Origin of the sequence: Amycolatopsis sp. GM8 (genome assembly GCF_021653975.1) — a bacterium.
GTDB lineage: Bacteria > Actinomycetota > Actinomycetes > Mycobacteriales > Pseudonocardiaceae > Amycolatopsis_E.
In genome coordinates this window covers 559398-578736 of record NZ_JAJKFK010000001.1, presented here as the reverse complement: position 1 = coordinate 578736, position 19339 = coordinate 559398, and the positions used below count along the sequence as shown (strand labels likewise).

At 70.1% G+C, this 19339-nt stretch carries 17 protein-coding genes; 12 read left to right on the top strand and 5 right to left on the bottom strand.

The genetic code is table 11. The annotated features are described in order from the left end of the window. The first annotated feature begins 59 nt into the window (after positions 1 to 59). A complete protein-coding gene (locus LOZ83_RS02785) occupies positions 60 to 887 on the top strand; it encodes an LLM class F420-dependent oxidoreductase (RefSeq protein ID WP_236788457.1) in 828 nt (275 codons plus the stop codon). A 38-nt stretch (positions 888 to 925) separates the two neighbouring features. Further along, positions 926 to 1915, top strand: a complete 990-nt coding sequence (locus tag LOZ83_RS02780; protein ID WP_236788456.1) for a TIGR03557 family F420-dependent LLM class oxidoreductase — start codon at positions 926 to 928, stop codon at positions 1913 to 1915. Here the strand turns inward: LOZ83_RS02780 and LOZ83_RS02775 are convergent. Beyond that, positions 1905 to 2843, bottom strand: a complete 939-nt coding sequence (locus tag LOZ83_RS02775) for a hypothetical protein (RefSeq protein ID WP_236788454.1) — start codon at positions 2841 to 2843, stop codon at positions 1905 to 1907. The genes LOZ83_RS02780 and LOZ83_RS02775 overlap by 11 nt on opposite strands. Positions 2844 to 2961: 118 nt before the next feature. Next, entirely contained in the window at positions 2962 to 3591 is a 630-nt protein-coding gene (gene kstR, locus LOZ83_RS02770) for a cholesterol catabolism transcriptional regulator KstR (RefSeq protein ID WP_236788452.1), read from the bottom strand. Positions 3592 to 3684: 93 nt separating this feature from the next. On the opposite strand from kstR, the gene LOZ83_RS02765 reads away from it, so the two are divergent. The 3 genes from LOZ83_RS02765 (at position 3685) to LOZ83_RS02755 (ending at position 9635) form a co-directional block, all read left to right on the top strand. Continuing rightward, positions 3685 to 5703, top strand: coding sequence for an acyl-CoA dehydrogenase family protein (locus tag LOZ83_RS02765; protein WP_236788446.1), 2019 nt, complete (start codon positions 3685 to 3687; stop codon positions 5701 to 5703). Between the two features lie 99 nt (positions 5704 to 5802). Beyond that, on the top strand, positions 5803 to 8553 hold the full coding sequence (locus LOZ83_RS02760; protein ID WP_236788444.1) for a DEAD/DEAH box helicase: 2751 nt from the start codon (positions 5803 to 5805) through the stop codon (positions 8551 to 8553). Then, complete coding sequence (locus LOZ83_RS02755) at positions 8550 to 9635, top strand: SWIM zinc finger family protein (RefSeq protein WP_236788441.1); 1086 nt, start codon at positions 8550 to 8552, stop codon at positions 9633 to 9635. The genes LOZ83_RS02760 and LOZ83_RS02755 overlap by 4 nt, the downstream gene beginning before the upstream one ends. A 24-nt stretch (positions 9636 to 9659) precedes the next feature. Here LOZ83_RS02755 and LOZ83_RS02750 read toward each other — a convergent pair whose 3' ends face one another. Continuing rightward, positions 9660 to 10220, bottom strand: coding sequence for a hypothetical protein (locus LOZ83_RS02750; RefSeq protein ID WP_236788440.1), 561 nt, complete (start codon positions 10218 to 10220; stop codon positions 9660 to 9662). 166 nt (positions 10221 to 10386) lie between these two features. Then, complete coding sequence (locus LOZ83_RS02745; RefSeq protein ID WP_236788435.1) at positions 10387 to 11622, bottom strand: alpha/beta hydrolase; 1236 nt, start codon at positions 11620 to 11622, stop codon at positions 10387 to 10389. Positions 11623 to 11658: 36 nt separating this feature from the next. On the opposite strand from LOZ83_RS02745, the gene LOZ83_RS02740 reads away from it, so the two are divergent. From LOZ83_RS02740 to LOZ83_RS02710, 7 genes are all read left to right on the top strand, one after another. Next, positions 11659 to 13053, top strand: a complete 1395-nt coding sequence (locus LOZ83_RS02740) for a wax ester/triacylglycerol synthase family O-acyltransferase (protein ID WP_236788433.1) — start codon at positions 11659 to 11661, stop codon at positions 13051 to 13053. A 69-nt stretch (positions 13054 to 13122) separates the two neighbouring features. After that, positions 13123 to 14148 (top strand): acyl-CoA dehydrogenase family protein, encoded by a 1026-nt coding sequence (locus LOZ83_RS02735; protein WP_236788431.1) that lies wholly within the window; start codon positions 13123 to 13125, stop codon positions 14146 to 14148. Continuing rightward, a complete protein-coding gene (locus LOZ83_RS02730) occupies positions 14133 to 15278 on the top strand; it encodes an acyl-CoA dehydrogenase family protein (RefSeq protein WP_236788430.1) in 1146 nt (381 codons plus the stop codon). The genes LOZ83_RS02735 and LOZ83_RS02730 overlap by 16 nt, the downstream gene beginning before the upstream one ends. Then, positions 15275 to 16138, top strand: a complete 864-nt coding sequence (locus tag LOZ83_RS02725; RefSeq protein WP_236788429.1) for a bifunctional MaoC family dehydratase N-terminal/OB-fold nucleic acid binding domain-containing protein — start codon at positions 15275 to 15277, stop codon at positions 16136 to 16138. Before LOZ83_RS02730 ends, LOZ83_RS02725 begins: the two co-directional genes overlap by 4 nt. Next, the gene (locus LOZ83_RS02720; RefSeq protein ID WP_236788428.1) at positions 16135 to 16515 is read left to right on the top strand and encodes a MaoC family dehydratase; all 381 of its coding nucleotides are present in this window, start codon (positions 16135 to 16137) and stop codon (positions 16513 to 16515) included. The genes LOZ83_RS02725 and LOZ83_RS02720 overlap by 4 nt, the downstream gene beginning before the upstream one ends. Further along, positions 16512 to 17681: a lipid-transfer protein gene (locus LOZ83_RS02715; RefSeq protein ID WP_236788427.1), complete on the top strand. Its 1170-nt coding sequence runs from the start codon at positions 16512 to 16514 to the stop codon at positions 17679 to 17681. Before LOZ83_RS02720 ends, LOZ83_RS02715 begins: the two co-directional genes overlap by 4 nt. 240 nt (positions 17682 to 17921) lie before the next feature. Continuing rightward, positions 17922 to 18488: a DUF5134 domain-containing protein gene (locus tag LOZ83_RS02710; RefSeq protein WP_236788426.1), complete on the top strand. Its 567-nt coding sequence runs from the start codon at positions 17922 to 17924 to the stop codon at positions 18486 to 18488. Here the strand turns inward: LOZ83_RS02710 and LOZ83_RS02705 are convergent. Further along, a complete protein-coding gene (locus tag LOZ83_RS02705; RefSeq protein ID WP_236788423.1) occupies positions 18475 to 19332 on the bottom strand; it encodes a MaoC/PaaZ C-terminal domain-containing protein in 858 nt (285 codons plus the stop codon). The genes LOZ83_RS02710 and LOZ83_RS02705 overlap by 14 nt on opposite strands. Positions 19333 to 19339 lie beyond the last annotated feature (7 nt).

Genomic DNA, 19339 nt, shown 5'->3' with positions numbered 1-19339 from the left:
CGCTAGCCTATCCGTGACCGGCGGAATGCACCCAGTACGGCAAGGGGTTATGGCGTCATATGAAGTTCGGAATCGCCACCTTCGTGACCGACGAAACCATCCGTCCCGCACAGCTGGGCCGTGCGCTGGAGGAACGCGGGTTCGACTCCGTGTTCCTCGCCGAGCACTCGCACATTCCCGCCAGCCGCGAGACCCCGTACCCCGGCGGCGAGCTGCCGCGCCGCTACTACCGCACGCTCGACCCGTTCGTGACGCTGTCCGCGATGGCCTCGGTGACCGAGAACCTGTTGCTCGGCACGGGTATCGCGCTGCTGATCCAGCGGGACGTCATCCACACCGCGGGCGAGGTTTCGAGCCTGGACCTGATCTCCGGGGGCCGGGTGCTGTTCGGTGTCGGCACGGGCTGGAACCGGGAGGAGATGCGCAACCACGGCACCGACCCCCGCACCCGGGGCGCGCTGCTGAACGAGCAGATCGAGGCGCTGAAAGCGATCTGGACCCACGACGAGGCGTCCTACGACGGCGAGCACATCCGGTTCGACCGGATCTTCCAGTGGCCCAAGCCGGTGCAGCGGCCGCACCCGCCGATCTACGTCGGCGGTGAGAGCGAAGCCGCGCTGAACCGGCTGCTGAAGCACGCCGACGCGTGGCTGCCGCGTGGGCACACCAGCATCGACGAGATCAAGCGCGTCCGGGCGTGGCTCACCGACAACGGGCGGCCCGACGTGCCGTTCACCGTCTTCGCCGCGCCGCTCGACAAGGCAAAGATCGAGGAGTACGCCGACGCCACTGTCGAACGGGTCACGTTCCTCTTGCCGGATCTGCCCGAATCCGAAGCGCTGGTGCGGCTCGACGAGTTCTCGGCATTCGCCGACTCTTACCGGTAGGTTCTGGGATATCGCATGTCAGAAAGGTTGATGAGGTCGTGAGTGACGTTCAGATCGGGTTGGCCGCGGCGCTTGAGCAGTTCTCCCCACGGGAGTCCATCGAGCTGGCGGCATTGTCCGAACAGCACGGCTTTTCCGGGCAGATGGCGGCTGACCACTTCCAGCCGTGGGTACCGCAGCAGGGCGAGGCTTCGTTCGTGTGGAGTGTGCTGGCGTCGCTGGCCGAGAACACGAGCGGCGATCTGGGCCCCGGTGTGACCTGTCCCTCGTTCCGGTTGCACCCGGCGATGGTCGCGCAGGCCGCGGCGACGCTGGAGGCCACCTACCCGGGCCGCACCTGGCTGGGTATCGGCTCGGGCGAGGCGCTCAACGAGCACATCATCGGCGGCTACTGGCCGGAGGCGCCCGAGCGGGTGCGGCGGATGTTCGAGGCGCTGGAGATCATCCGGAAACTGTTCAGCGGCAAGGATGTCAAGCACTCGGGCGAGTTCTTCAAACTGCACACCACGCGGCTGTGGACGCTGCCGGACGCGCCGCCGCCGATCTACATCGCCTCGGCCGCGCCGTACACCTCGCGCAAGACCGGTGAGCTGGCGGACGGGCTGATCACGCCGGGCGCGTCGATCGAGAAGCTGGCCGGGATCCTGGACAACTTCAACCAGGGCGCGCGTAAGGCGGGCAAGAACCCCGACGAGATGCCGAAGCTGCTGCAGGTGCACCTGTCGTGGGCGCAGACGGACGAGGAGGCGCTGGCGAACGCGATGGACCAGTGGCCCAACGGCGGCATGAAGTTCCCGAAGGCCGACATCCGCTCGCCGTTCGACTTCGCGCAGATGGCGAAACTGGTGCGGGCCGAGGACTTCGAGGGCCGCATGGTCATCTCGGCGGACCCCGACGTGCACCGCGCCTCGCTGCAGCGTTATGTCGACGCCGGGTTCAACCGGATCTACATCCACAACGTGGGCCGCAACCAAAAAGAGTTCCTGCAGGTGTTCGGCACCGAGGTGCTGCCGAAGCTCAAGGGCTGACGAGCTTCGCGAGCTGGGCGGTGCCGGTGGTCAGCGCCCTGCCCAGCTCGCGGTAGTGCGCCAGCGGCGCGGCGGTCAGCACGATCACGACGTACCGCGCGTCTTTCCCGACCAGCCCGGTGGTGTTGAAGAACGCGGTCGAGCCGCTGCTGCCCCAGCCCTGTTTGATGGCCCAGGTGCTGCCGGGCAGCCCGTCGGGGATGCCGAAGTACTGGTCGGTGCCGTCGGCCGCGGTCTCGCTCGCCTGGTACATCGCGTTGTACAGCAGGTTCCGCGCGTCGTCCGGCAGTTCGTCCTCGACGTAGCGGTACACCTTCACCAGATCCTGCGCGGTGACCTCGGTGTCGCCCCATTCGCCGGAGGTGGCGGGCGGCTCTGTGCCGGTCAGGCCCATCAGCTGGACGTCGCGGGTGATGATCGACGGGCCGCCGCCGGTGACCCAGAACGAGCTGGCGATACCGTCGTCGCTCGCCGAGAGCATCCGGCTGATCCGGTTCTGGGCCGCGGTGTCGGGCAGCGACCCGTCGTCGCGGGCGAGCAGGTCCACGGCGATCAGCAGCTTCACCACGGACATGCTGGAGAACTGGCTGTCCGCGCCGAGGCTGGTGAGCACCTGGCCGGTCTGCCGGTCGTAGACCTCCATGCCGATCCGCGCGCTCGGCACGCTCCGCTGCACGGCGTCCTCGACCCGGTCGGCGATCTCTCGCGACTCCTCGGGCGACACCGTCGGCACCGGCTTGGGTGTGGGCGTCGACTGGGTCGCCAGCGCCGGGGCCGTGGTCTCGGTCGTCTCCTCGGGCGTGGGTTCGACGTGGGTGCTCGCCGCCGAGACGGCGTTCTCCTGGTGGACCAGCGAGGTGACCAGCAGGACGACGGCCCCGAGTGCGACCGCTCCGAGTACGGCCCGTCCGGCCGCAGCGCGTTTCACAAACCGGAAAACGCAGTCCCGGTATCGGGTTGTTGCGTCTTTTCAAGATCCAAATACAACCCTCAGGTTCCTGACAGCTCGCACACAGCCACCATCACCAGCGGGTGACGGGCCGTGCTCACTCCGCAGCGGAGCGGTCCAGCAGCAGGTGTACCGAGAGTTCGAGCCGGTCGGACACGTCGGCCGCGGACGCGCGCCGGGTGACCCAGGCGACGAGGTTCGCCATCCACACGTCGGCGATCAGGTGGAACACCGCGCGGTCGTGCTCGGTGGGCTCCTCGATCCGCATGGCCTTCGCGAACATGTCCTCCATCAGCCGCCCGACCTGCTCGACCTCGGCCGCGGCGGTGGTGTCGGCGAACATGAACGCGCGCACCATCGCCTCGGTGAGGTGCGGGTCGCGCTGCATGAGCCGGGTGTTGCGGTTGAGCACGAAGATCAGCCGCTCGCTCGGGGTCTCGCCGGGGATGGCGCTGCGGTCCATCTTCTCCCTGGCGCGCTCGAACTCCCGCGACAGACCGGAGACCAGCAGGTGGATCTTCGACGGGAAGTACCGGTACAGGGTGCCCAGCGCGACGTCGGCCTTGTCGGCGACCGCGCGCATCTGCACGGCGTCGTACCCGCCCTTGGAGGCCAGGGCGAGGGTGGCGTCGATGATCCGGCGCCGCCGGTCCCGCTGCGCGACGGAACCGAGCTCGTCACCGAGCCCGTTCCTGCTCTGGGCTGCTGCTCGCGATTTACCGGCCATCGACCTCTGCTCCGAAACTTGTTCCACCGTCGTCACGTAGCTTACCTAACGGACTTCCTGCCGAAAAACTGAAACACGTTCTATAGTGATCTCATGGCCATCGCGGTGACTTCGGAACAGCGGGCATGGGCCGAATCGGTCCGGGCACGCGGCGGCGCTCCCGGCGAGCTGTGCGCGGTCGCGCTGCCGGAGGATCTCGGCGGCGCGGGCGGCGAGGTGATCGATCTGGCGGTGGGGCTGGCGGAGGCAGCGGCCGCGCTGGCGCCGGGACCACTGTTCGGCACCGTCCTCGCCGGACTGATCCTCGCCCGCCGGCCCGATTCGCTGGCGGCCAAGGAACTCGTGCCCCTACTCGCCGACGGCAGCGCGCGGGCGGCCGTCGCGCTGGGACCCGGCTCGGTGGTCGCGACCCCGACGGACACCGGGTTCTTCCTGAAGGGACGGACGGACCCGGTCCTCGACGCCGACGACTCGGCGCATCTCATCGTCGCCACCGATCGGGGCTGGTTCGTGCTGCCGCCGCAACCGGTCGAGAAGGCCGAGGGGCTCGATCTGTCCCGTGACGTCGGATTTTTCCAGCTAGCACTGGAAGTTCCGCGCAGCGCCCTGCTCGACGACGCGCCGGTGCTCGATCTCGCCGCGACACTGGCCGCCGCCGAAGCCTCGGGTATCGCGGGCTGGTGCGTGCGCACCGCGACCGAGTACGCCAAGGTGCGCGAGCAGTTCGGCCGGCCGATTGGCTCATTCCAGGCGGTCAAGCAGTTGTGTGCGGAGATGCTGTGCCGCGCCGAGGTCGCCGCGGCGCTCGCGTGGGACGCGGCGCGTTCGGGCGGGGAACACCCGCTCGCCGCGGCGGTGGCGGCGGCCGGGGCGCTCGATGCCGCGGTCGGCAACGCGAAGGACTGCATCCAGGTGCTCGGCGGGATCGGGTTCACCTGGGAACACGAGGCGCATCGCTATCTCCGGCGCGCGGTCACCCTGCGGCAGTTGCTCGGCGGTTCGGGCCGCTGGCGGCGCCGGGTCGCGAAGCTGGCTCTGGCGGGGGAACGCCGTCAGCTCGCGCTGGACATCGGCGAGGACGCCCAGGTGCGCGCGACGGTCGCCGAAATCGCCGCGTTGCCGGTGGAGGAGCAGCGCGTGCGGCTGGCCGAGACCGGTCTGCTGATGCCGCACTGGCCGCAACCCTACGGACTGAACGCCGATCCGGCGCGGCAGCTCGTGATCGACGCGGAACTCGCGCGCGCCGGGGTCCGCCGCCCTGATCTGGTGATCGGCGCGTGGGCGGTGCCGACGATCCTCGAACACGGCACGCCGGAGCAGCGAGACCGGTTCGCCGGCGCCACGCTGCGTGGCGAGATCACCTGGTGTCAGCTGTTCTCCGAGCCGGAGGCCGGTTCGGACCTGGCGTCGCTGCGCACAAAAGCGACCAAAGTGGACGGTGGCTGGACGCTCACCGGGCAGAAGGTGTGGACCTCGCTCGCGCACGAAGCGGATTGGGCGATCTGCCTCGCCCGCACGGATTCCGGCGCGCCCAAGCACAAGGGGATCACGTACTTCCTGGTCGACATGCGGTCGGCGGGGATCGAGATCCGGCCGCTGCGGGAGATCACCGGCGACCCGGCGTTCAACGAGGTGTTCCTGGAGCACGTGTTCGTGCCCGATGGCCAGGTGGTCGGCGAGGTCGACGGCGGCTGGCGGCTCGCACGCACGACGCTCGCGAACGAGCGGGTCGCGATGAGCGGCGGGTCCTCGGTCGGGGAGGCCGTCGAGGACCTGCTCGCCGCGGTCGACTCGCCCGACGCGGCGCTGCTGGACCGGCTCGGCGCGCTGGTGACCGACGGCTCGGCGTGCTCGCTGCTCGACCTGCGGTCGACGTTGCGGCGGTTGGAAGGACAGGACCCGGGGGCGGAGTCGAGCGTGCGCAAGCTCGTCGGCGTGCGGCACCGGCAGGAGGTCGCCGAGACCGTGCTCGACCTGCTCGGCCCGGCGGGTGTCGTCGACGCCGCCGCACAGCACGAGTTCCTGCTCACCCGCTGCCTGAGCATCGCCGGCGGCACCACCCAGGTGCTCCGCAACGTCGCCGCCGAGCGCCTGCTGGGCCTCCCGCGCTGACCTCCCGGGCGTGTTTGCCCGCCACGTCGGTGAGTTTGCTCCCTGCGTCGGTGAGTTGGCGCCGTACGCGGCCAACACACCCGACACTATCGTGAGAACGTGGAGCTGACTGCCGAGACCAGGGCGATCTTCGTGCCCTCGGATCCGCCGCGCGAAGGCGTGCTCGCGCTGTGGGGTGACGGTGCCGGCCCCACCCCGGTCGAACTCGTACTGCCCAAGGGACTCGTGTCGTCGAAAAGAGGGTCGTTCGGCCGCGCCAAGGTGGACGCGCACGTGCTGCCGCTGGCCGAGGCGATCCCGCTGCTGCTGTCCGCGCCGGCCGAAAACGGCCCGGCGATCGCGGCGTGGTCGGCGGCGGTCAAGGCGGCGCTGCACCTGATCGCCCGCGGCCGGGTGCTGCCCACTGCCACCTCCGGCGGGCTCGACGCCTGGCGGGTCGGCCCGCTCGACGGCACGGACGAGACCCTGCTGCGCGAACTCGCCGCCGCGTTGCCGCCCGAGGCACACGCGCTTCCCTTGTCAGGCTTGAAAAAGGTGCGCCTGCACTCGCCCGAGACCCTCGTGCGCGCGCTGTGGGACGCGACGGCCGACGTGCTGGTGCGCACCCCGGCGGCCAGGGTGGTCGCGGGCGGCCCCGCGTTCGCCGCGCCGGAGCCGACCCTGCTGGACGCGGCGGACCTCGACTGGCTTGCCGCGCAGCAGCCGAGCGGGGCGCACCTGCAGTTGCGCGTCGAGATCCGCGGCGAGGAGGAGCCCGAGTTCGCCGGGGTGCTCGCTCTGCGCAGCGCGATCGACCCGAGCCTGGTGGTCGACGCCGCGACGTTGTGGGACGCGCCGGACGCGGTGCTGGCCCGGCTCGGCGACCAGGTCGAGGCGCAGCTGCTGATCGCGCTGCGGCGCGGCGCGCGAGCCTGGGAGCCGCTCGGGCGCGCGCTCGACGCGGCCGCCCCCGCCGAGCTGGCCTTCACCGATGACGAACTCGTCGAGCTGCTCGGCCCGGCTGGTTCCGCGCTGAGTGCCGCGGGCGTGGAAGTGTTGTGGCCCAAGGGAATGTTCAGCGATGGTGTCCGGGTGAAGGCGAGCGCGACGCCCGCCCCGGGCAGCGAAGGCGGCGCCGTCTTCCGGATGACGGACCTGCTGAAATTCCGCTGGCAGCTGTCCGTCGGCGGCGAGAACCTGACCGAGGCGGAAATCACCGCGCTGGCGGAGGCGAAGCGGCCGATGATCCGGCTGCGCGGCCAATGGGTCCGGGTCGACCCGGCCATGCTCGCGAAGCTGCGGCGGCGCTCGTCCGGCGAGGTGAGCGCGGCCGAGGCGCTCGCGGCGGCTCTGACGGGCACACTGGAGGTCGGCGGTGAGCGGCTGGAGTTCTCCGCGCCGAAAGCGCTTTCCGGTCTGCTTGACCGGATCCGCCGTGGACCATCCACAGTAGACGTCCCGGCGGACCTGCAGGCGACGCTGCGGCCGTACCAGCGCACCGGGCTGGGCTGGCTCGCCGAGATGACCGAGCTGGGGCTCGGCGGCATCCTCGCCGACGACATGGGGCTGGGCAAGACGATCCAGCTCATCGCGCTGCACCTGCACCGGCGCGCGCTCGCCGCCGGGCCGACGCTCGTGCTGTGCCCGACCTCCCTGCTGGGCAACTGGGAGCGCGAGTTCGCGAAGTTCGCGCCTGGTGTTCCGGTGCGCCGCTTTCACGGCGGCAGCAGGCATCTGGACGAGGTCGCGCCGGACGAGGTCGTGCTCGCCACCTACGGCGTGCTGCGGCGCGACCGGGAAGCGCTTGCCGAGGTCGGCTGGGGACTCGTCGCCGCGGACGAAGCCCAGCACGTGAAGAACCCGCTTTCCCTGACAGCGAAGGAACTTCGCCGCATCCCGGCCGCCGCGCGGGTCGCGCTCACCGGCACCCCGATGGAGAACCGGCTCACCGAACTGTGGTCCATTGTGGACTGGACGACGCCGGGCCTGCTGGGCACCCTGGAGCATTTCCGCCGCACGATCGCTCGGCCGGTCGAACGTGACCGGGACAAGGCGAGCACCGAACGGCTCGCCGCGACCGTCCGCCCGTTCCTGTTGCGCCGCCGCAAAACCGACCCGGATATCGCGCCGGAGCTGCCGCGCAAGACCGAGACCGACCGGTTCGTGCCGCTCACCACCGAGCAGGCGACGCTGTACGAGGCGGTCGTGCGGGAGAACCTGGCGGTGATCCGCGAGTCGAAGGGCGTGCAGCGGCGTGGGCAGGTGCTGAAACTGCTCACCGAGCTCAAGCAGATCTGCAACCACCCGGCGCAGTACCTCAAGCAGCCCGGGCCGCTCACCGGCCGCTCGGGCAAGCTCGCCGCGTTCGAGGAACTGCTCGACGTGATCCTCGACGAGGGCGACAGCGTGCTGGTGTTCAGCCAGTACGTGCAGTTGTGCAAGCTCCTCGCGGCCCGGCTGGGCGAGCGCGGGCTGCCGGTGGAACTGCTGTCCGGCGCGACTTCCGTGCGCCGCCGCGAGGAGATGGTGCAACGGTTCCAGTCCGGCGACATCCCGGTGTTCCTGTTGTCCCTCAAAGCAGGCGGCGTGGGCTTGAACCTGACCCGCGCGACGCATGTCATCCACTACGACCGGTGGTGGAACCCGGCCGTCGAGGACCAGGCGACGGACCGCGCGTACCGGATCGGGCAGGACCGGCCGGTGCAGGTGCACCGGCTGATCGCGGAGGGCACGCTCGAAGACCGCATCGCGACGGTGCTGGAGGCCAAGCGCGGGCTGGCCGAAGCCGTGGTGGGGGCGGGGGAGGACTGGCTCACCGAGCTGTCCGACGACGAGCTCGCCGATCTTGTGCACCTGGGTGAGCAGCGATGACGCCGCGCCGGACCTTCGGCGCGACCTGGTGGGGCCGCGCGTGGGTCGAGGCACTGGAGGGCCGCGCGAAGCTGGATCCGAACCGGTTGCCGCGCGGGCGCACGTACGCGCGCAAGGGGCGGGTGAGCGCGCTCGACGTGACGGCGGGCGAGATCCGGGCGTGGGTGCAGGGCAGCCGGTCCGTGCCGTACCGGGTCAAGATCGGGACCCACAAGTTTTCCGACCAGGACTGGGAAACGTTGCTGGAGCTGATCGGCAGGCGGCTCGGGCACACGGCGGCGCTGCTCGACGGCGAGCTGCCGACGGACCTCGCGTCGCACGCGCGCGAGTCGGGCGTCGATCTGTTGCCCGGCCCCGGCGAGCTGCGGCCGCGGTGCTCGTGCCCGGACACCGCGGACCCGTGCAAGCATTCGGCTGCGGTGTGCTATCTGGTCGCGGACGAGGTGGACGCCGATCCGTTCGTGCTGTTCCTGTTGCGCGGACGCGGGCGGGAGGCGGTGCTTTCGGAGCTGCGTTCGCGGCGGTCGCGGGCCACGGTGGTCGTCGAGGAGCCCGGCCTGACGCCGAAGGAAGCCTTTGCCCGCAAGCCTTCCGCGGTCCCCGCCCTGCCCGAGGCGCCTGCCGGGCCGGGTGAGCCGGCACCGCTCGGTGCGCCGCCTCCGGGTTCGGCGTTGAGTGCGTCGACGCTGTCGTCGCTCGCCGCCGACGCGGCCGCTCGCGCTCTGGACCTGTTGACCGGCGGCGATCCGGAACCGCTGACACTGCAGGAAGACCTGGCCCGGCGAGGTTCTCCCGACGTGCCGGCGGCCTGGGTCGCCGCGTGGCGCGCGGCGGGTCGCGGCGGCCTCGCTGCACTGCGCGAGTCGTGGCAGCCTCCGCGCGCCGCACTGTTCGAAGCACAGTCCGAATTGGACGATGCCGACCTACCCGGTGAGACTCAGCTCTGGCGCAACCGCCTCACCCGCGGCGATGTGCAGCTGCGGCTGGGGAAGGACCACCGCTGGTATCTCTTCCGCCCTACCCCGGACGGCTGGCTACCCGTCGCGCCGGGCGCCCGCACACCGCTGGACGCGCTGTCGTAGCCCCCATCGAGGTCGGTCGCGCGGTTACCGGGGAATTGCGGAGTCCTTCGTGCTTCTGCGGGCTTTCGCGATGGCCCCATTCCAGTGCGGGATGAAATGGAGCACCAGGGCCGCCGGGCACAGCGCACCCAATCCACCGGCGAGAATCTGGTAGTGCTCGTTGTTCGAGAGTCCGGACAGTTCGCCGATAAGCCAGAGGGACGTGATGCCGATGAACCCGCAGACGCAGCACAGCAAACCGAAGCGGACATGGGGCCGGAAGAAACGGTAAGATGACTGGTTGCTGCGGAACCCGCGCCGGGCGTGAAAGGCGAAGTTGGCATAGGCGACGGTGCCTATCGTGATCGTCCCCGTCGCTTCCAGCAGGTATGTGCCGAACCCGCTGCGGAGAGACGTGCACAGGGCGAACTGCACGGCCCCCAGAGCGAAGGGCACCATCGAGTCCAGCACGGTCGGCACCCACGCGAAGATGGTCGCCCCCACCATGTATTCCTGCCATATCGCCAAAATCGTCAGGAAGTCGACGACGACGCGCAGCGAGTTGACGAGACGAAGGTCGTGATAGTTGCTGGTTACAGCTTGCACCAGTGCCGACAGTGCCAGGCCTTGGACAACGCTGGCTCAAGGTCTGGTCGAGTAGATCACCGGGCGCGGGTTCGGTGCGCTCGCGGGAACTGGGTCCCTCTTCTGGATCGCCTGCCAGGTCGCGGGCCAGCTCCTGGGCGAGCCGCAGGTGCTCAACCACCCGTTGTCATCCGGTCAGTGAGCGCAGATAAGTCCAGTCCAGGAACCGCTCGATGCCGCGGACCGCGTGGGCGGTGCGGATGGACGGGAAGACGTCGAACGCGTGCTGCGCGCCGGGAAGTTCCGCGTAGGCAACGGGATTCGGGGACACCTCGCGCAGCCGCCGGACGAACTCGCGCGCCTCCGGCACGGGCACCATCGTGTCGCGCTCGCCGTGCAGCACGAAGAACGGCGGCGCCTTGTCGTTGACGCGGTCTAGGGGCGACGCGGCGACGTAGTCGTCGAGGTACTCCACCGGGTCCTTGCCGACCACATACCGCGCGAGCAAGGACGTCAGCCGGTACTCGCTCGCGTGCGAGCCGGTCGTCGCCGCGAAGTCGTAGATGCCGTACAGCGGCACGCACGCCTGGATGGCCGTGTCCGCCTCCTCGAACCCCGGTTGCAGCCCGGGATCGTTCGGGGTCAGCGCGAGCAGCGCCGCTAGATGCCCGCCTGCGGAACCGCCGGTGGCGGCGAGGAACGACGGGTCGCCGCCGTAGCCGGAGATGTGTTCGCGGATCCACGCGACGGCTCGCTTGACCGCGATCATGTGCTCCGGCCAGTGCGCCGCGGGCGAGAGCGGGTAGTTGATCGCGACGCACACCCACCCGCGGCGCGCCATGTGCAGCATCAGCGGGATGCCCTGGTGGTCCTTGCTGTCGACCATCCACGCGCCGCCGTGGATCTGCAGCAGCACCGGCCGGCCGCGGACCGGCTCCTTCGGACGGTAGATGTCCATCAGGAACCGCTTGCCACCCGGCGCGTACGCCACGTCGCGGTCGCGGCGGACATCCGGGTCGCGCATCCGGAACGGCAGCACCAGTTGGCCCCACGGGGTCGCGAGGTCCTTCGGGTCCGCCGGGCGCCGCAGGTCCTGCAGGTACTTCGGGCCGAGCGCCTCGGCCAGTGCCTGCTCGACCTGGCCGCGGGCCCGCTGCGCGTCGGCGATCAGCGCGCCGAGGCCCGCCGCGGACGCACCCGCGAGAGCGAGCGCCACGCGATCCGCAGTGGTGCGCGCACCGTAGCGGGCGACGTGCGCCGCCGTGTCGGCGACGGTCAGCGCGAGCAGGTGTGGCGCGAGCTCGCCGGTGAGCCAGCCCGCGAAGAAGGCGGGGATCGCGGCGCGCGCCCCCGGCACGGGACGCATTGCGTTCGCGGTCAGCGCGAGCTGAACCGCCCGACGGGTGAGGAAACGCGGTCGCATATGTCAGATCGTAAATGCCCGCATTAGTCTGGTCTTGTGCAACCGCTCAGTGGCCTCGATGCCAGTTTCCTCTACCTGGAAACGCCTTCGCAGGTGCTGCACATTTGCGGCCTGCTCACGCTCGACGGCTCGACGATGCCGGGCGGATACTCGTTCACCGCGTTCCGGGAAAAGCTCGCCGAACGCGTCTCGGCGATTCCGGAATTCCGCCGGAAACTGCACAATTCGCCGCTGAACCTGCTGCACCCGGTGTGGGTCGAAGACGAGACGTTCGACGTCGACAGGCACGTGCACCGGGTCGCGGTGCCCAGCCCCGGCGACCGGGAAACCCTCGCCGAACTGTGCGCCCACTTCGCGAGCCAGCCGCTGGACCGGGCGCGCCCGCTGTGGGAGATGTACGTCATCGAGGGCCTGCCCGACGGCGGGATCGCGGCGCTGCTGAAGATGCACCACGCCACGGTCGACGGGGTCAGCGGTGCGAACCTGATCGCGTACCTGTGCGGGCTCGACCCGGACTCGCTGCCGCCGCTGCCGGAGACGGAGCGCAACCCGGCGCCGCCCAGCGATCTCGAACTACTGCGCAACAGCGTCGCCTCGCTGGCACGACGGCCGGCCGAGATCGCGAAACTGCTGCCCGACCTGCTGGCCGTCGCCCCGCGCTGGATCGGCCGCGCGCTCAAGCGCACCGGGATGCCGGTGCCGTTCACCGCCCCGCGCACCTCGTTCAACAGCACCATCACCGGCCTGCGCACGGTCGCGTACACGAGCCTCGACCTCGACGAGGTGAAGGCGGTGAAGAACGCGTTCTCGGTGACGGTCAACGACGTGGTGCTCGCCCTGTGCGCGGGCGCGCTGCGCCGGTACCTGCAGGCGCGCGGCGAGCTACCGGACGAGCCGTTGGTCGCGACGGTCCCGGTGTCGGTCCAGGACCGCACCGAGACGGACGCCGGCAGCAACAAGGTCTCCGCGTTCTTCGCCGCGCTGCCCACCCAGCTGGCCGATCCCGTGGCCCGCGTGCACGCGATCGCGGAGAGCAACCGGGTCGCGAAGGAGCACCACTTCACCATCAGGCCGGACATGCTGCAGGACTGGGCGCAGTTCGCCGGGCCACGGATCTTCGGCTTCGCCGCGCGGGCCTACGCGGCGCTGCGCCTGGCCGAGAAGCATCCGGTGGTGCACAACCTGGTCATCTCGAACGTGCCGGGCCCGCCGATGCCGCTGTACCTGCTCGGCGCGAAGGTCACCGGGCTCTACCCGCTCGGCCCGGTGTTCCACGGCGCCGGCCTGAACGTCACCGTGATCTCCAATGCGGGCCGGGTGGACGTGGGTCTCCTCGGTGCGCGAGAACTCGTTCCACAACTGTGGCCGCTCGCCGACGCGATCACGAGCGAGCTCAAAGATCTCCTCGATGCTGCCAACGGGGTCGCCTGAAGGGCTTGCCTGCACACGCCCACTCGGCTAAGACTAGAACGTGTTTCAGTCTTAGTCTGAGGAGTCTGCGTGGACTTCACCCTCGATGAGCCCCAGCGGGAGATCGCCGGTCTCGCCGCCAAGATCCTCGGCCGGGAGATCGACTTCGAACGGCCGCCAGGTGAGCGCGGTTTCGACGAGCAGGTGTGGCGGGCCCTGGGTAAGGCGGGCCTGCTCGGCCTCGCGCTGCCGCCCGAGCTGGGCGGCGACGGCCTGGGCATCGCCGAGGTCGCCGTCCTGCTCACCGAGCTGGGCCGCGCCGCCGCGCCAGTCCCGGCGCTCAGCCTGACGTTCGGCCTGCTGCCGCTGGAGGTTCTCGGCACCCCCGGGCAGCGCGCGGAACTGCTGCCCGAGATCGCGACCGGCGAAGCCGTGGTCACCGCGGCGGTGCACGAACCTTCCGCGCCGCTGACGGAACAGCCGTCGACACGCGCGGTCGCGGACGGTGGCCGGTGGCTGCTCACCGGTGTCAAGACCGCCGTTCCGCAGCTCGCGGCCGCGACCAGGGTGCTCGTGCCGGCGTCGATGCCCGGCGGCACGGGCGTGTTCCTGGTCGACCCGCGCGCCGAAGGCGTCACCGCCGCCGGCACCACGATGCGGCTCGACGGCGTCGCGGTCGAGGAGGCCGACCAGCTGCGCGACCGCGAGCCGGGCCACGCGCTCGCGACCCTGCGCCGGTACGCGCTGGCCGGGATGATCGCGCTCGGCGACGGCGTGCTGGCCGGCGCACTCGAGCTCACCACGAAGCATGTCGGGCAGCGGGTCCAGTTCGGTCGCCCGCTGGCCGCGTTCCAGGCGGTGGCGCAGCAGATCGCCGACGTCTACATCGCCTCGCGCACGGTGCATCTCGCCGCGCTCTCGGTGATCTGGCGGCTGGCTTCGGGCCTCGACCCGCGCCCCGACCTCGACATCGCCGGGTACTGGTTCGCGCACGAGGCGCCGAAGGCGCTCGCGATCTGCCATCACCTGCACGGCGGTCTCGGCCTCGACATCACCTACCCGCTGCACCGGTACTACGCGCTGATCAAGGAGCTGAGCGCATGTACATCGAACTGACCGGCCCCCAGCGGCAACTGCGCGCCGAGCTGCGGGACTACTTCGCCGGGCTCATCGCGCCGGAGGAACGCACGGCGCTGCTGCGCGAGCGGCACGGCGAAGTGTACCGGCGGATCGTGCGGCGGATGGGCCAGGACGGCTGGCTCGGCGTCGGCTGGCCGGAGCAGTACGGCGGGCGCGGGTTCGGCGAGATCGAACAGCACATCTTCGTCGACGAAGCCGCGCGGGCGGACGTCCAGCTGCCCTCGGTCACGCTGCAGACCGTCGGCCCGACCTTGCAGCAGTACGGCACCGAGGCGCAGAAGAACGCTTTCCTGCCACGGATTCTGGCGGGTGAGGTGCATTTCGCGATCGGCTACACCGAACCCGACGCGGGCACGGACCTGGCTTCGTTGCGCACCACCGCGGTCCGCGACGGCGACGGTTACGTCGTCAACGGGCAGAAGATCTTCACCACCGGCGGGCACGACGCCGACTACATCTGGCTCGCCGTGCGCACGGATCCCGAGGCGCCCAAGCATCACGGCATCTCGATCCTCATCGTCGACACGAGCGACCCCGGCTACTCGTGGACACCGATCATCACCTGCGACGGCGCACACCACGTCAACGCGACCTACTACTCGGACGTCCGGGTGCCGGCGGACATGCTGGTCGGCGAGGAGAACCGGGGCTGGAAGCTGATCACCACCCAGCTCAATCACGAACGTGTCATGCTCGGCCCGGCCGGGCGCATCGCCGGGCTGTACGACCGGGTTTTCGCCTGGGCGGCGGCCCGCGGGCTGCTCGACCAGCCCGATGTGCGGAGCGTGCTGCGCGAGACCGAGGCCACGGTGCGGATCAACGAGCTGCTCAACTGGCAGGTCGCGGTGACGCAGCCGGTCGACGTGGCGGACGCGTCGGCGACGAAGGTCTTCGGGTCCGAGCGCATCCAGCGGATCGCCCGGCTGCTCGAAGAAGTCGTTGCGCGCCATGGGGATCTGACCGATCCGGAGACCGCGGAGCTGGCCGAATGGCTCGATGTGCTGGCGCGTCGCAACCTCGTGCTGACCTTCGGCGGCGGGGTGAACGAGATCCAGCGCGAGCTGATCGCGATGATGGGACTGGGACTGCCGAGGGTGCCCCGATGACGATCGAAGAGGACGCGGCGCGTATTGCCGCGCAAGGGGAATCGGCACCGCGCCTGGCTCGCGACCCGGTCAACCCGGCGATGATCAACAACTGGCTCGAGGCGCTGGGCGACGAGAACCCGCGTTACGTGGCCGAAGGCGTGGCGCCGCCGGCGATGGCCCAGGTGTGGACGATGGGTGGCCTGAACTGGCAGCGCACCGCCGACGACCCGCTGGGCGCGATCATCACCGTGCTGGACGAGGCCGGGTACACCTCGATCGTCGCGACGAACTCTGAGCAGAACTACCGGCGGCTGCTCCATCACAGCGAACATGTCGCGTCCACAACGAAACTCGAAGGCATCGTCGGTCCGAAGAGGACAGCGCTCGGCGAGGGCTACTTCGTGACCACCACGACCACCTGGTACGTGGGTGACGAGGTGGTCGCGGACATGCTGTTCCGGGTGCTGAAGTTCAAGCCGAAGCCCACCCAGTCCGGCGTACTGCGGCCGGTGGTCAGCAAGGACACCGAGTTCTTCTGGGAGGGCATGAAAGCCGGTGAGCTGCGGATCCAGCGCTGGGGTGACGAGCTGCGCCATCCGCCCGGTCCCATGCCGCCGGACGGCGACCTCGACGCGAAACCGGACTGGGTGGTCGCGAGCGGGCGCGGCACGGTCTACAGCTATGTCGTGCACCACCGGCCCGCCGTGCCCGGCAAGAAACTGCCGTTCGTCATCGCACTGGTGGAGCTGGCGGAAGGCGTGCGGATGCTGGGCGAGGTCCTGGATGTCGCTTCTGTGCACATAGGACAGCCGGTGGAGGTGGCGTTCGTGAAGGTTGACGACGAGCTGACGCTCCCGGCCTGGCGGGTGATCGCATGATCGGCACCGCACTGCCGCCGCTGACCGTCGAGATCACCCCGACGTTCGTGATCAGCGCGGCGATCGCGACCCGCGATTTCCAGGACGTGCACCACGACCGCGACGCCGCGATCGCCCGCGGTTCGAAGGACATCTTCATGAACATCCTCACGGATACCGGGCTGGTGCACCGGTTCGTGACGGACTGGGCGGGGCCGCGGGCGTTCGTGCGGTCGATCAAGATCAAGCTCGGGGTGCCGTGCTACGCCTACGACACGCTCGTGCTGTCCGGCGAAGTGGTCGAGCACGACGGCGACGAGATGACGATCCGGGTGAGCGGCAAGGGAAACCTGGGTGAGCACATCGCGGGCACGGTGACGGTCGGAGGTATGTCGTGAACCTGTCCGGCGCGACGGCGATCGCCGGGATCGGCGCCACCGAGTTCTCCAAGGACTCCGGGCGCAGCGAGCTGCGGCTGGCCGCGGAGGCGGTGCGGGCGGCACTGGCGGACGCCGGTCTGTCGGCGTCCGATGTGGACGGTCTGGTGTCGTTCACCATGGACGCCAACGCGGAAATCGCGGTGGCGCGCGAACTGGGTATTCCCGAGCTGACGTTCTTCAGTCGCGTCCACTACGGCGGCGGCGCGGCGGCCGCGACGATCCAGCAGGCGGCGATGGCGGTCGCTACGGGCGTCGCGGACGTCGTGGTGGCGTATCGCGCGTTCAACGAGCGCTCGGGCATGCGGTTCGGACAGGTGTCGAGCGCGGCCGCCGGCCAGGTCAACTCGTCCGGAGTGGACAACAGCTTCCACTACCCGATGGGCCTGGGCACCCCGGCTTCGACGGTGGCCATGGTGGCGCAGCGGTACCTGCACGAGTACGGCGCGACGAGCGAGGACTTCGGCCGGGTGGCGGTGATCGACCGGCAGCACGCCGCGACGAACCCCGCCGCCTGGTTCTACGGCAAGCCGATCACGCTGGAGGAACACCAGGCTTCCCGCTGGATCACGGAGCCGCTGCATCTGCTCGACTGCTGCCAGGAGACCGACGGCGCCGTCGCTCTGGTCGTGACGAGCCTCGAACGGGCGCGCGACCTGCCGAACCCGCCCGCGGTGGTCACGGCCGCGGCACAGGGCAGCGGGCCGGACCAGTACATCATGACCAGCTACTACCGCGACGACCTCGCGGCGCTGCCCGAGATGGGCGTCGTCGGGCGGCAGCTGTGGACACAGTCGGGACTGCGGCCGGCGGACGTCGATGTGGCGGTGCTGTACGACCACTTCACCCCGTACGTGCTGATGCAACTCGAAGAGCTGGGCTTCTGCGGCCGCGGGGAGGCGCCCGGCTTCATCGCCGGTGACACGCTGACGCTGGAGGGTGCCCTGCCCCTCAACCCGCACGGGGGCCAGCTGGGCGAGGCGTACGTGCACGGCATGAACGGCATCGCGGAGGCGGTCCGGCAGGTCCGCGGCACGGCCGTCAACCAGGTCCGCGACGTCTCCCACGTCCTCGTCACCGCCGGCACCGGCGTCCCCACCAGCGCCCTCCTCTTGACAGCCCCCTAACCCCGGCGAGTCCGACGCTCATGACGCCGAGTCGTACGTTCGGGACAGCGAGTCCGACGCTTGCGGCGCCGAGTCCGACGTTCGGGAGGTCGAGTCCTACGTTCAGGACGCCGAGTTCGACGCTCGCGGCGCCGAGTCCGTCGTTCGGCACGCCGAGTTCAACGTTCGTGCACCGGGTGCGACCCATTTCACCTGGTTGACCCCTAGCTCGATCCCGGGACCGTCGGCAACGGTGGTCACATGCACATTCCGGACGCCGTCGCGTGGAGCCTCACCGTGCTCTTCGCGCTCCTGGCCGTGCCGAGTGTGTACCGGCTGGTACGGCTGGAGGTGCACGACCCCGACATTCGGCAGATGGACCTCGCCGAGGTGCTGACGGTCGTGGCCATGGTCGCGATGGTCTCGCCGCTCGGCGGACCGATCCCGGCGGCGGGCTGGCAGGCCGTGCTCGTCCTGATGGCAGGCTGGTTCTTCGTCGCGTCGCTGCGAGGCCGCCGCTGCTGCGCGGTGCACCACACGGTCTGCGCCGCCGCGATGCTGTACATGATCACCGCGATGCCGCGACAGGGCATGGACCACGGTCCGTGGCTCGTGATGTCCGACATGTCCGGCCGGCTCGCCTGGCCCGTGCTCGCCGTCATCGCGATCGGCTACTTCGCTGTCGACGCGGCACGCTCCGGTTTCAAGGCGATCCGGGTGGTGCACCGCGCACCCGTGCGGGAGGTACTGACCGCCCGGCCGATCTACCGTTCCGCGATGGGCCTGGGCATGGCGTACATGCTCGTTGCGGGGATCACACCGTGGTGAGGACCGCGTCCGTGAGCACCGGTGCGTCGCGTTCCACCGAGGACGACCGGACGAACAGGCGTGAATCCTCCTGCCACACCTGGGTTCGCAGCGTCTCGCCCGGCAGCACGACGCCCGCGAACCGCGCCGAGAACGACTTCACCCGCGTGACGTCGGCGTCGAGGAGCGCGTCCGTCACGGCCTTCGCGACCATGCCGTAGGTGCACAGGCCGTGCAGGATCGGCACGTCGAAACCGGCGGCCCGGGCGAACTCCGGGTCGGCGTGCAAGGGGTTCCGGTCGCCGCACAGCCGGTACAGCAGCGCCTGCTGCGGCAAGGTCGGAGTGACGATCGTCGCGTCGGGCTCGCGCTCCGGTACCTCCACCTTGTCCGAGCTGCCGCGGTGGCCGCCGAAACCACCCTCGCCGCGTGCGAAGATGCTCAACTGCGCTGTCCATAGTGGACTTCCGTTGGTGTCGTGCACCACGGTCTCCTTGAGGATGACGGCGGCCCTGCCCTTGTCCTGGACGTCGACGACGTGGGTCCGGGCCACGGCCTTCGCCTCGATCGGGATCGGCCGGTGCACCGTGACGGCCTGCGTGCCGTGCACGACCTTGGCCAGGTCGATCTCGATGCCGGGCATGCTCACCGTGGGGGGATCGACGGTGTGCAGGTCCGCCGCGACGGTCGCGAACGTGGGTAGCACGCGCAGGTCTCGCTCGTAGGCGTAACGCAGTTCCTTCGGGTCGGTCGGGTTTGCGCCGGCGCCGAGCGCCAGGTGGTAGAGCAGGACGTCGGACGACGTCCAGGCGAAGGCCACCTCGCCGAGGTCGGCACCGATGGCGAGCTCGGGGTCGATGGGCACGCGCGCT